Raw genomic sequence first — 13,186 nt, 5'->3', positions numbered from 1 at the left:
AAAGTTATTAACTTTGCGGTTTATCAACAAGATGTTAATGAAGCGAAGTTATAAAAGTACAGAAGGCTTATTATCAAGAGATATAACCCTGATTTCTTACGTTAATAATCGAAGGATAAAGTTTTGCCTTACACTAATAACTTCATGGGCAAGAAAAAACATATTAATTTGTCCACACTATTAACAGCCTATCATCACTATCAAAAGATCTTTAGAAAAGAAAGAGAAATAAAAATTATTATTATGGATAATCTGATAGAAGCTATCAAGCAACTGAAGAAAGAGAAGAATGCGGTCATCTTGGGACATTACTACCAGAAGGGTGAGATACAAGACATAGCCGATTACGTTGGCGACAGCCTGGCTCTGGCACAATGGGCGGCAAAGACGGAAGCTGATATTATAGTGATGTGCGGCGTCCACTTCATGGGCGAAACAGCAAAAGTGCTTTGTCCCGGCAAAAAGGTCTTAGTGCCCGATATGGCGGCGGGTTGTTCGCTTGCTGACAGTTGTCCGGCCGATAAGTTTGCACGGTTCGTCGAAGAACATCCCGGATATACGGTTATATCCTATGTAAATACAACGGCTGCCGTGAAAGCTGTTACAGATGTAGTGGTGACTTCCACCAATGCCAGGCAAATCGTTGAAAGCTTTCCTGAAGATGAGAAGATAATATTCGGTCCCGACAGGAACCTGGGAAATTATATAAACTCCGTTACCGGCAGGAATATGTTATTATGGGACGGGGCATGCCATGTGCACGAGCAATTTTCGGTTGAAAAGATTGTCGAACTGAAGCGGCAATACCCTGGTGCAATCGTGCTGGCTCATCCCGAATGTAAGAATACGGTTTTGAAGTTGGCGGACGTGGTAGGTTCTACGGCTGCTTTACTGAAGTATGCGGTCGGTCATCCTGAGAAAGAGTACATCGTTGCCACGGAATCGGGTATTTTGCATGAGATGCGGAGAAAATGTCCGCAAACGAAGTTTATTCCGGCTCCTCCCAATGACAGTACCTGTGCTTGTAATGAATGTAATTTCATGAGATTGAATACGTTGGAAAAGCTCTATGACTGCCTGAAGAATGAATCGCCGGAAATCAGGGTAGAGGCGGAAATTGCAGAAAAAGCAGTGAAACCGATTAAGAAAATGTTGGAGATTTCTGCAAAGCTGGGCTTATAAAGATATAGTTCGCCGCAGGTTGCACGGAATTTTACAACCTGCGGTGATTGTATCTATTTCGCCAGGAAGTTGCAAAGCTTATTCGTAGCCAATGCCCGGTGGCTGATTTTGTTTTTCAGTTCATTGCCCATTTCAGCATACGTTTGCGTATATCCTTCGGGAATGAAAACAGGGTCGTATCCGAAACCTGAAGTACCGTGTTTGCATTTCGTTATTTCGCCTTTTACGATACCTTCGAACAGATGTTCCTTTCCATTGACGATAAGGGCGAAAACGGTACGGAACCGGGCTTTACGGTTTTCTATACCTTCCATATCCTGCAATAACTTTTTCATATTGGCTTCCGAATCGTGTGCATTGCCGGCATAACGTGCGGAATATACTCCCGGAGCTCCGCCCAGGGCTTCTACTTCCAGGCCGGTATCGTCGGCAAAACAGTCCGAATGATAATGCTCGAAAATGTATCTTGCCTTTAACAAGGCGTTTCCTTCGAGCGTATCCGCTGTTTCGGGAATATCCGTATGACAGCCGATATCTTTCATGCTGAGAAGCTCTATTTTGTTTCCCAGAATAGCAGTGACTTCTTCCAGCTTGTGTGCGTTATTAGTTGCAAATACGAATTTCATTTTCCTTTTAATTTATCGAAACCTTCCCCATATACGCCGATAACGGAGCTTTGGGAAATAAAAGCATTCGGGTCGACGTCTTTGACTAATCGGAATATTTCGACGGACTGGCGTTTATAAGCCAGTACGACCAATACTTTTACATTATGTTTGCTGTACCAGCCTATGCCGTCGAGTACCGTTACGCCCCGGTGGGTTTCTTTTATAATACGGTCGGCAATCTTTTCGTAATCTTTGGAGAAGATGAAGAACTGTACCGACTGGCGTGCGCTGTTGACGATGTAATCCAGTACGATACCGATGACGAATAACGTTACAAAACCGAAAATGACCCGCCTCCAATCATTGAATACGAAATAGCAGGAACCGATGATAATCACATCGCAGGCCATAACCATGCGGCCTAAAGTGACATCCCGGTATTTGTGTATAATAGCGGCGATGATATCCGTACCGCCTGTACTTCCATTGCAGTTGAATACGACACCCAGACCGATACCGCACATGGTAGCGCCTATCAGGCAGGCCATAAAGTCCTGGCCGGGGCCGAGGATTTGCGGAGGCACTCCGTCTGCTCCATTCACCAATAACTGGAAAAACCACAAAAAGAAAGTCAGTCCGAAGATAGCATACGTAGTCTTAATGCTGAATTTGGGTCCCAAAATCTTGATAGCGAATGTCATTAAGACCGCATTGATGATGAAGTACGACCATTGGATAGGAAATCCTGTGGCATAATAGATGATAGCTCCGATACCTGTAGTACCGCCGGTCGTAATCTGATAGGGGATAAGGAACGCAGCCCATCCCATAGCATAGGAAATAAGTCCGAAAGTGATGAAGATATAGTCTTTCAACTCTCTTATCACTTCCGTTTTAGTCGGTTTTGTAATTTGCATATTTGTTATTTGATAACAATGTTTACAATCTTCTTGGGCACTACGATTACCTTGACGATATTTTTTCCGTCTATCCATTTAGTGGAGCGCTCGTCGGCCAATACTGCTTCCTGAATAACCTCCGATGCCGTATCAGCAGGAAATTCCATGTTGAAACGGGCTTTTCCATTAAATGAAATAGTGTAGTTAACCGTATTTTCTACCAGGTATTCTTCATTGTATGCAGGCCATTGCGCATCGCATACCGAACTTGTATTGCCTAACGTTTCCCATAATTCTTCGCATACGTGCGGAGCAAAAGGAGCTAACGTAACGATAAGCTGGTTCAATATCTCTTTTTTGTTGCATTTCAGTGCGGACAGCTCGTTTACACAAATCATGAAAGCACTGATACTTGTATTATAAGAGAATTGTTCGATATCTCCTGTAACCTTCTTGATGAGCTTGTGCAAGGATTTCAGTTCTTCCTTGCCGGCAGGTTCGTCGGTTACCAGGTAATTGTCGTTACGGTCATAGAACAAAGACCAGAATTTTTTGATAAAACGATGTACACCGTCTATGCCGTTCGTATCCCACGGTTTGGACTGTTCTACGGGGCCGAGGAACATCTCGTACATACGAAGCGTATCCGCACCGTATTTCTCTACAATCATGTCGGGGTTAACGACGTTGAACATGGATTTGCTCATCTTCTCTACAGCCCAGCCGCAAATGTATTTGCCGTCTTCCAGGATAAACTCTGCCGTTTCGTATTCGGGACGCCATGCCTTGAAAGCTTCTATGTCCAGGACATCATTGGATACGATATTGACATCGACATGGAGTGGGGTAGTGTCGTACTGTTCTTTCAGATTCAGCGATACGAATGTATTGGTATCTTTAATGCGGTACACAAAGTTGCTTCTTCCCTGAATCATACCCTGGTTTACTAATTTCTGGAACGGTTCTTCGACAGCGGAAATGCCGAGGTCGTGTAGGAATTTGTTCCAGAAGCGGGAATAAATCAAGTGGCCGGTAGCATGTTCCGTACCACCTACGTAGAGGTCTACGTTACGCCAGTATTCATCTGTTTTCTTATCTACCAGTGCAGTGTGGTTGCGCGGGTCCATATAACGCAGATAGTATGCACTCGAACCTGCGAATCCCGGCATTGTATTCAGTTCCAGCGGAAAAACGGTTATATTATCTATTTTGCTGTTATCGGTTACACATTTGTTGGTTGTATCCCAAGCCCATTTTGTAGCATGTCCCAACGGAGGTTCACCTGTTTCGGTAGGCAGGAATTTCGCTACTTCCGGAAGTTCCAGCGGCAGGCAGCTTTCGTCAATCATATAAGGCATGCCGTCCTTGTAGTAAACCGGGAACGGTTCGCCCCAATAACGTTGGCGTGAGAAGATAGCATCGCGCAGGCGGAAGTTTACTTTTACGCGTCCCAGATTATGCTCTTTCACATATTTCTTAGTGGCGGCGATAGCTTCTTTGATAGTCAGTCCGTTCAGGTTGAGGTCGCAATAAGGTTCCACGCCCGCTTTCGGGGAATTGCATACGATACCCTCTTTGGCATCGAAGCTCTCTTCGCTTACATCGCAGCCCTCTACCAGTGGAACGATAGGAAGATTGAAATGTTTGGCAAAGGCATAGTCGCGGCTGTCGTGTGCAGGTACGGCCATGATAGCGCCTGTTCCGTATCCTGCCAATACATAATCGCTAATCCAGATAGGCACTGCATCACCCGTAAAAGGGTTGACAGCATAGCTTCCGGAGAATACGCCGGTTACGCTGCGGTCGGAGATACGTTCGCGTTCGGTACGTTTCTTGGTACGTTCCAGGTAGGCGTCTACATCGTTTTTCTGTTCCGGAGTAGTTACCTGGGCTACCAGCTCGCTTTCGGGAGCCAGTACCATGAAAGTAACTCCGAACATGGTATCTGCACGGGTGGTAAAAATGGTGAATTCCAAATCGCTGTCTTTTACCTTGAATCGTATTTCCGCACCTTCGCTGCGACCTATCCAGTTCTTCTGGGTTTCTTTCAGGGATTCGGTCCAGTCGATAGTATCGAGTCCGTCCAATAAACGTTGTGCATAGGCAGATACGCGCAGACACCATTGGCGCATCTTTTTCTGGACTACGGGGAAGCCGCCGCGTTCCGATACGCCGTCTACCACTTCGTCGTTGGCAAGTACAGTACCGAGTTGCGGACACCAATTCACCATGGTTTCGCCTAAATAGGCAATACGGTAGTTCATCAGGGTTTCCTGCTGCTCTTTTTCGTTCATGGCATTCCATTCTTCGGCAGTAAAGCGTAGTTCTTCGCTGCATGCAGCGTTCAATCCTTCGTTTCCGTATTTTGAAAATGCCTCTATCAGTTCCTCAATAGGGCGTGCCTGCTTTTCGTCATTGCAGTAATAGCTGTTGAACATCTTCTGGAAAGCCCATTGCGTCCAATGGTAGTACTCCGGGTCGCAAGTACGGATTTCGCGGTTCCAGTCGAAAGAAAAACCTATCTTGTCCAATTGCTCGCGATAGCGGTTGATATTGTTGACGGTAGTAATTGCAGGGTGTTGTCCCGTTTGTATGGCATATTGTTCTGCGGGTAAGCCGTAAGCATCGTATCCCATGGGATTCAGGACATTGAAACCTTGCAGGCGTTTGTAACGGGCATAGATATCCGAAGCGATGTATCCCAGCGGATGTCCCACGTGCAAACCTGCACCGCTGGGGTAGGGGAACATGTTCAATACATAGTATTTCTGTTTTGTTTCGTCTTCCATTACCTGATAGGTCTTATTCTCTACCCACCGTTTTTGCCATTTCTTTTCAATCTCCCTGAAATTGTATTCCATAATGGTTTTAATTATATTGTTGAAAACTTGTTGATATACTTACTAAAACTTGTTGACAGTCTATGTAATTCGGTTTATATCCTGTTAATTAAACGGTGCAAAGTTAAGTGTTTATTTTCAGATTTATAACGAAGTAGTGTAAAAAAACAGCATGGAATACTTGGCAATATGCTTTTTATCGCTATATTTGTAAAGTGCTTTTAAAACTAATTTTTTGTTTGTAATACAAATAATAGCTGAATTAATTCAATAGGATTTTACAAAGAAAAGATTTTTTAGGATATTGTAAAGGGGCTGTTCGGAAAATTGGACAGCCCTTATCGCTATCGACCGGTCTGAATGCAACCGGTATTTGCCATTGCAAAAACAGTCTTTGTAAGATGTACGACGAAAAAGAAGAGAGTAGGAAGTACAGTTTTATAAATATCCCCTTGTGAATTCTGTATATTTGAAAAATAACTCGCTAATATGCAATAATTTATAAGGTAATCGTTTTTTCTTATTTGTCCCCCCTGTCCGTTTCTTCATTTATAGTTTACTTCCTACTTTTGTTTTTATATTTATTTTCCGATAAACTGTTGTGTGCTCTTTATTTTTTCTTTAAATATAATATTATGATATGAAACAGACATTTACTTTTATTTCTCCCGTAGTTGATTCTACACAAAGCCCTGTCCGTACCGAAGCTTATGAACAGAGTGTGGATTTGTATAACCAGGGCGAGTATGTACAGGCTTTCCATAGCCTGCTGGACTATTTGAATACCGGTTTCCGTACTAAATATGGTAATGCAGACGGTACCGAATTCCATATTCCTCACGGCTCTATCCTTGTGCACATCCGTATTGCCGACGGATTTTTCCGTATAGACGCCGATTTTCTGAATTTGCCGGAAAAGGGTAGGGTAGCCATGCTTCGCCAGGTTGCCGACCTGAACCTGAACAAACTGCTGTTACCTTGTTTCGTGAAAGACGGTGATAAGTTGAGAATGGAATATACTTGTCCGCTTTCACAAAGTCATCCGCATAAGATGTATTTCGTACTTCAAAACATTTGTCATGTCGGCGATAAGTACGATGACGAATTCTGTACGAAGTTCGGAGCTGTCCGTTGTTACGAACCGCAAGTGATTCCTTATCCGCAGGAAGAAATAGACCGCATTTATGAAGGTATACAAACATTAGGGCGCGAAACCCTGGAAGCACTTAAGGAATACAGTGTCGACCGCCGTTACGGTTATTCGTGGAATGTATTGGACACAACTTTTTATCAGATTTCTTATTTCGCACATCCCCAGGGACAATTGTTGAACGACCTCGACAAAGCTGTGAACGATATGGATGCCGACCTGCCTACGGAAGAAGTTGTGGCAAAGGGAAGGGCTTTCCTCGAAAAGCTGCTTGCCGTTCCGAAAGAGAAATTAGCGGAAGACCTTTATTTCGTGGATATGCTGGTATCTACGAAACACCGTTCCTCATTGAAGAATATGCAAGAGAACTTTGCAAATGTCTATAAGGAAGCTACCGAAGCTATCCAATCGGAGAATTACGAACGCAGTGCAGTACGTTTGCTTTATATCTTCTATGAAGCTTACTTCTATAATGATGTACAGAACGATATAAATGCCATTATAGCGAAAGCGTTGAAGAAGGCGGGCAATCAGTCCGTGGAGAAGGCTTCCGAAATTCTTTACGATGCTATGGATAAGATTATGGAGGGCGACCTGAATGATGATGATGAAATGGACTTTACTGCCGGTATGGAACAGATGCAACAGGCCATAGGAGCAATGGGAGAGTCTGTAGCCCAGGCACAGCAGAAAATGGCCGAAACTATGGGCAGCGATGACATACAAGAGCTGCAACAGAAAATGGCCGAAGCTATGATGAGCGGTAATATGGAAGAGTATTCCCGCCTGGTGCTTGAAATGCAGAAGAAGATAATGGGAAATTTTATGAATTGATTTAATAGCATCTAAACTATATATTATGGATAGGAATATTTATAAACTCGTATATAAGGTAACGCATGCCGGTGGGTCCGGAAGTTGTTTTTATCTGAAATCTTATAATCTTTTCGTAACGAACTATCATGTGGTGAACGGATTTCATACCGTTGCCATACATGATAACGACCGGAATCCTTACCTTGCCAAAGTGGTACTCGTAAATCCTTCTCTGGATATTGCCTTGCTGGCTGTGGACGGAGATTTCTCGTCTCTTCCCGAGTTGAATTTGGCCGCAGACGATTCGTTGGCTATCGGCGGGAGAGTCAGTGTAGCAGGTTATCCTTACGGTATGCCTTTTACAGTGACCGAAGGTTCGGTATCTTCTCCCAAACAGCTTATGGAGGGGAAATACTATATTCAGACCGATGCCGCTGTAAATCCCGGCAATTCGGGCGGTCCTATCTTCAATGAAAACAATGAAGTGGTCGGAGTAACGGTAAGTAAGTTCGCCAATGCGGATAATATGGGATTCGGTGTGCGTGTAGAGACTCTGCGCAAACTATTGGAGTCTATTGACGACATCGACCGCAACACATTTCAAGTACAGTGTGACAGTTGCGACGAACTGATATCGGAGGAAGAAGAATTCTGTCCTTCCTGCGGTGAAAAATTGCCTGAAGGGGTTTTCTCGGAACGCGAACAGTCACAATTGAGCACATTCTGCGAACAGGCTATTACCGAAATGGGGGTCAATCCTATCCTTGCACGGGACGGTTACGATTCGTGGACTTTCCATAAGGGAAGTTCGGAAATTCGTATTTTTGTGTATGAGAATACATATCTGTTCGCTGTTTCTCCTATTAACCTATTGCCTAAGAAAGAAGTGGAGCGTGTATTGGACTATATCCTGAGCGAGAATTTCGCTCCCTATAAACTGGGCATCGAGGGACGTCAGATTTATATGGCTTATCGCATCCACCTGTCCGACCTTACCGAAGAATCGGAGGATGAAATCCGTAAAAATCTGGTAAATCTCGCCTTAAAGGCCGATGATATGGATAATATGCTGGTAGAGCGCTTCGGATGCGAATTTTCGGAATACTCCAAGCAGGAGGAATAACATCGAAATCTGTATTTATAGACCGGATAGCAGCGCTGTCGTCCGGATACGGTCAGATATGAAATAGCGGTACATCTTAAAAAGAATCCGGTCGGTGAGAGGAATGGCATTTCTCTACCGGTCGGAAAATACATCGTGTAAATAAGGGAAATATGGAAATCCAAGAACGGAGAAGCGTGAAGCAGACGCAGATTTTCTCTTTTGTCCCGTTTGTTATAGAAAACGGCGGTAAAAACGGTTTTTAATATAAATATACCCTTGTTTACCCGTTCGTTTAAAATAATAAATAGCTGTTTAATAATTACTTAAGTAATGGGGCTACTTCTTCAATTATACCCCTCGTCTGTTTTCTTGTTTAGCACCTATGTTCTATTTTTGCCCTATGAATTTGCCGGTATGCCATACGGTCGTTCCAACTAAAATAAAAAGTAATGATTATGAAAAATGAAAGTCGGATTTTAAAAGCGGTTGCAATGAGTAAATATTGGATATCGCTTTCTTTTTTGCTGCTTTTGCCTGTCGTTGCACAGGCTCAGAAGGAATATTCTATCGAGCAGGTGTCAGCCATTAATGTAGGCGACGGACGTATTCTTTTCCGCGATTTGACGACGGAAAGTCCGTTGAATGGAGACCGCCGTATTATCGACGGTTATCATTCTGCCTATATCCGGGCGGAGTTCAAAGACGGCTTTTATAACGGCAAGTACGAAGAATACGAATATGGCAAGCTGCTATGCGAAGGCGCTTACAAGGAAGGCAGAAAAAACGGTGTATTCAAGACGTACGACAGCGAGGGTCGTGTAAAGGAAGAAAAATCTTATAAAGACGCTAAACTGGACGGCGCTCACAGAACCTACTATACCACCGGCCGGATAGAACGCGAGGTAAATTATAGCAACGGCAAACAGGACGGAAAAGAACTGGCTTACGACCCGGACGGTACTCTGCGCAGAGACCATACCTATAAAGACGGCAAACAGGTAGGTAAGCAGTTCACTTTCTTGAAAGGCACGTATGAATTGTATGAAACGGAATATTACGACGAATACGGCCGGAAAGACGGCGATTACTCCTCTATATTCACTTTCGGACTGCCGCATGTGCTGGGACATTATAAAAATGGTCTTAAGGACGGACGCTGGATAGAGTTCGCCGGAAGCGGCGATACGTTGACGGTGCAGACGTATGCCGGCGGTAAGGAAGAGGGATTGCATATATCTTATAACCGCAGTACGGGTACCCGTAACCGGGAATTCTATATGAAAGCCGACCGTAAGGACGGTCTTTACCGCGAATACGATTCCAATAACGGAGAGCTCGTTTATGAAGCCACCTACCGTTACGACCGTTTGCATGGTAAAGTACGCCGGTTGGTAACGACCAGTCGCTATGACTATTGGGAAGTGTCCGATTACGTGAATGGACGGCAATCGGGACCGTTCGAGTCTCGTTATGTAAAGAACGACCGTATTCGCGAAACGGGTGAATATCATAACGGCAGACGTGTAGGCCGTTGGAAACGATATGATATAGACGGTAAATTGGAGAAAGAGTGGGAAGAAACCAAATAAACGATAACAGATGAATACGAACTTGTGATGCGGGCATTGCCATATCCTATCCGGTAAAATATGTAAGGAATTGCAAGAAATGGAGCGGTAGCCATATCCCTGACTGTCATGATATGAATAAAAAGGAACGAAGAGCGAGAAACAAGCTCGGGCGGCAACGCAGTGAAGAAAAGATACGGGTCCGGCTTGCCGGACGGAAAGGCGGGATTGCATCGTGGAAAATCCTTGTTCCGGCAATAGTTGTATTGTTTCTGCTGCATTGCCGGGCATGGCATCCGGAAGAGGAGTGGCTGCTGCGTACGGCTTTCTCTACGGGCAGTTACCGGAATTTGAATACAGCTGTATGTTCCGTATTGCTCGTAACCGGCATATGCGGCTGGATGTCGTATGTTTATCTCCGCAAAGACAAGAACAAGGAAAGGGGAGGGAAGTGGTTCTGGAAAAACATCCTGTACGGTTTTTTCTGGGGAACGGCTCTGCTGGCATTGTGTACGAACGTAGCGGTCGTTTCCCTTTTTTGGCTGAATGCACGTTATACCTCCAGCGATAAACCGCGCGATTACAGAATTGCCGGCGTTGAGATACACGACCGTAAACCTAAATCTTTTCTTTCACGCTACTCCGCTTCCCTGCTGCTGAACACTTTTTCATACGGCGAGCTGTTCGTGGAAGGAGAGGGATATACGCGTATCAACGTATCTCCCCATATAGCCCGGCAGCTCAGCGGTTTGCAGGGCGCTTATCTGAAAATAGACTTGGCGGACGGCTGCCTGGGTTGGGGAGTCGTTAAGAAGATTTATCCGATAGCGACCGTTTGTACACCGCTGCGGAATGAAACCTCTCGTTCCGCTCCTTCGCGGGTGGGGCAGGAAACGGATTCGTCCGGACAGACAGAAAAGGAACATACTTTTCTGTACACATGGAGAGATATTCATATATTTGCCGAATTGCGTAATATAAACCTGTCGGATACGACGCACGTCAGCGTGAACCGTTACGTGGATGCAAGCAGGGACTTGCCCGTATGGGAAATCGATGTACGCGACTCTGTACAGCCGGACAAAGCGAGAGTGATACTCATTCATGGAGAAACCGGCGAAGTGTTGATGGACTCTTATGAATGATAAATTTTAAATTGATGAAGTATAAGCATATTATTTCGATTGTTTTGTGGAGCACGCTCCTGGCGGCATGTGCCCCCGACCGCCGGGTGATGCTGGCAGAGAAACTGATGACAGAGAAAGAAACGGACAGCGCCATTGTGGTGATGCAAGGAATCAGAGAGCCGCAGAACAGTCTTTCCGACCGCGACTATGCACTTTATGCCTTGCTGCTTTCCGAAGCCATGCACCGGAAACAGCGGTTGAATGCGGCAACCGATACATTGCTGCTACCGGCTATCGAGTACTTCAGCAAATCGGGAGACTCGCTTTATGCCGAGCGGGCATTGTATTGCAAAGCACATCTGGACAGGCGGCTGTACCGTATGGACGATGCCATGCAGTCTTTTCTGGAAGCACTGCTTTTCTTGCAAGGGAGCGGCAATGACGAACAACTTTACAGGGTAAACACCTGGCTGGGCGTCGTCTGCCTGAAACAGGGAGAATATTCGGGCAAGATGCGTTATTCCAAGGAAGCACTGAATGCGGCGCTACGGCTGAATAATGCGTTTTATAAAAACCTGGCGCTATGCGATATCGCTACCGGTTACTACTTCCTAAACGAGCTCGACAGTGCTCTTTACTATGCGCAGGCCGCCTACGATGCGGCGATAACGGACTCCCTGCCGTCGCAACTGACCCATGTATATACCGATTTGGGCAGTATCTATGCCAAAATGGGAGAACATAAGAAAGCATTGGAATATATCGATAAAGCCGTCGGGTTGCGTCCACGTAAAGACACCCTTGCCATTCTCAGCTTCTATGCCGATAAAGTGGATTTGTTCGGGAATTTGGGACAATACGATTCGGCTTACCACTATTTCTGTAAGGCCGTCGTAAGCCCGGACCTGGCAACGCAGGCCGATGCTTACAACCACATGTCCGGAGTCTATTCTAAAATGGGACGGGCGGCCGATGCCTATACCCTCCTGACACATTTCACCGTACTGGCAGATAGTTTGAAGAAACAACGCCACACGGCAGAAGCCATTGCATTGCAGGAACTCTACAGGCACGAGCAGTTATCCGTTGAAAATCTTTATTGGCGTATTCAGGCGACCGAAAGACAGAGTAAGGTATATTTTATGGCCACCCTGTCCTTGTTGTCGTTGTGGATAGCAAGCACCGTTTACTTCTTCTACCGGCGTAATCGCCGCCGGTTGGTACAGCAGCATAGCCAGCTCGTCAGCCAGCAGGAAGAGTTGCACCAACAACGGAAAGCAAGTACCGAGAACCTCCGGCTTATGGCCGAAATGGAACAGAAAGAAGCCCGGCTGAAAGAGACTTTCTTCAGGCGGCTGAACCGGCGCATCGTCCAGGAGATAGAAAAGGGGAGCAACATCCTGCTGTCGGACACGGATTGGAATGATATCGTGCAGAATGCGGATATTATTTTCGACGGTTTCACCAAACGGCTGCAACAATGCTATCCTGCCCTGAATAAGGAAGACCTGCGTTACTGCTGTATGGTGAAGATGCAATTGTCCCAATCGGAAATGTCGCAAGTCATGCACCTGGAAAAAGATTCGGTAAAGAAACGCCTGAAACGTATCCGTATGGAGAAGATGAAAGCAGACAGCGGTGTGACGCTCGAAGAACTTTTACGCCGGTTTTAGCACTTTGCCCATATATAGATATATGCGTTGCAGATGCGTATATCGGGCGTACGGGCATAAAAAAAGGAGTACCGCTGTACTCCAACCTTTGTTAACCTTAAATCTAATACTATGAAAAACACATTGCAAAGGTACGGACTTTCGGGAAATTTCCAAATAAAACAAATAAAAAAGTGTGTTTTATAACACGTTTTAGCAAAAATATCCACTTTGTTAAG

Annotated in this window: 9 protein-coding genes; 6 read left to right on the top strand and 3 right to left on the bottom strand. The window is 45.2% G+C overall.

What is annotated here, in order from left to right; translation table 11 throughout:
- The first annotated feature begins 144 nt into the window (after positions 1 to 144).
- A complete protein-coding gene (gene nadA, locus C233_RS0100285) occupies positions 145 to 1,182 on the top strand; it encodes a quinolinate synthase NadA (protein ID WP_128081926.1) in 1,038 nt (345 codons plus the stop codon).
- A 53-nt stretch (positions 1,183 to 1,235) separates the two neighbouring features.
- On the opposite strand, the gene C233_RS0100280 is transcribed toward nadA, so the two are convergent.
- Genes C233_RS0100280 through leuS form a run of 3 tightly spaced genes read right to left on the bottom strand, consistent with a single transcriptional unit; the run spans position 1,236 to position 5,550 of the window.
- Positions 1,236 to 1,808 carry a non-canonical purine NTP diphosphatase gene (locus tag C233_RS0100280; protein ID WP_018665606.1) on the bottom strand — a complete coding sequence of 191 codons (573 nt, stop codon included), beginning with the start codon at positions 1,806 to 1,808 and terminating at the stop codon, positions 1,236 to 1,238.
- Positions 1,805 to 2,707, bottom strand: coding sequence for a YitT family protein (locus C233_RS0100275; protein ID WP_018665605.1), 903 nt, complete (start codon positions 2,705 to 2,707; stop codon positions 1,805 to 1,807). Before C233_RS0100275 ends, C233_RS0100280 begins: the two co-directional genes overlap by 4 nt.
- 5 nt (positions 2,708 to 2,712) lie before the next feature.
- Entirely contained in the window at positions 2,713 to 5,550 is a 2,838-nt protein-coding gene (gene leuS / locus C233_RS0100270; protein ID WP_018665604.1) for a leucine--tRNA ligase, read from the bottom strand.
- 619 nt (positions 5,551 to 6,169) lie between these two features.
- On the opposite strand from leuS, the gene C233_RS0100265 reads away from it, so the two are divergent.
- The 5 genes from C233_RS0100265 to C233_RS0100245 all read left to right on the top strand — a co-directional run bounded on the left by C233_RS0100265 (position 6,170) and on the right by C233_RS0100245 (position 12,968).
- Positions 6,170 to 7,513, top strand: coding sequence for a hypothetical protein (locus tag C233_RS0100265; RefSeq protein ID WP_018665603.1), 1,344 nt, complete (start codon positions 6,170 to 6,172; stop codon positions 7,511 to 7,513).
- Positions 7,514 to 7,538: 25 nt separating this feature from the next.
- Entirely contained in the window at positions 7,539 to 8,618 is a 1,080-nt protein-coding gene (locus C233_RS0100260) for a trypsin-like peptidase domain-containing protein (protein ID WP_018665602.1), read from the top strand.
- 437 nt (positions 8,619 to 9,055) lie between these two features.
- The gene (locus C233_RS0100255) at positions 9,056 to 10,189 is read left to right on the top strand and encodes a toxin-antitoxin system YwqK family antitoxin (protein ID WP_039747084.1); all 1,134 of its coding nucleotides are present in this window, start codon (positions 9,056 to 9,058) and stop codon (positions 10,187 to 10,189) included.
- Positions 10,190 to 10,302: 113 nt separating this feature from the next.
- A complete protein-coding gene (locus C233_RS0100250; RefSeq protein ID WP_018665600.1) occupies positions 10,303 to 11,313 on the top strand; it encodes a hypothetical protein in 1,011 nt (336 codons plus the stop codon).
- 14 nt (positions 11,314 to 11,327) lie between these two features.
- Positions 11,328 to 12,968, top strand: coding sequence for a tetratricopeptide repeat protein (locus tag C233_RS0100245; RefSeq protein WP_025068874.1), 1,641 nt, complete (start codon positions 11,328 to 11,330; stop codon positions 12,966 to 12,968).
- Positions 12,969 to 13,186 lie beyond the last annotated feature (218 nt).

The sequence above is a fragment of the Bacteroides gallinarum DSM 18171 = JCM 13658 genome (genome assembly GCF_000374365.1).
In the GTDB taxonomy this organism is placed as follows: domain Bacteria; phylum Bacteroidota; class Bacteroidia; order Bacteroidales; family Bacteroidaceae; genus Bacteroides; species Bacteroides gallinarum.
This window is presented reverse-complemented; position numbering and strand designations above follow the sequence as displayed.

Coding starts and splice junctions, on each gene's coding strand:
- nadA (WP_128081926.1), top strand. CDS start 145: ATGGGCAAGAAAAAACATATTAATTTGTCCACACTATTAACAGCCTAT.
- C233_RS0100280 (WP_018665606.1), bottom strand. CDS start 1,808: ATGAAATTCGTATTTGCAACTAATAACGCACACAAGCTGGAAGAAGTC.
- C233_RS0100275 (WP_018665605.1), bottom strand. CDS start 2,707: ATGCAAATTACAAAACCGACTAAAACGGAAGTGATAAGAGAGTTGAAA.
- leuS (WP_018665604.1), bottom strand. CDS start 5,550: ATGGAATACAATTTCAGGGAGATTGAAAAGAAATGGCAAAAACGGTGG.
- C233_RS0100265 (WP_018665603.1), top strand. CDS start 6,170: ATGAAACAGACATTTACTTTTATTTCTCCCGTAGTTGATTCTACACAA.
- C233_RS0100260 (WP_018665602.1), top strand. CDS start 7,539: ATGGATAGGAATATTTATAAACTCGTATATAAGGTAACGCATGCCGGT.
- C233_RS0100255 (WP_039747084.1), top strand. CDS start 9,056: ATGAAAAATGAAAGTCGGATTTTAAAAGCGGTTGCAATGAGTAAATAT.
- C233_RS0100250 (WP_018665600.1), top strand. CDS start 10,303: ATGAATAAAAAGGAACGAAGAGCGAGAAACAAGCTCGGGCGGCAACGC.
- C233_RS0100245 (WP_025068874.1), top strand. CDS start 11,328: ATGAAGTATAAGCATATTATTTCGATTGTTTTGTGGAGCACGCTCCTG.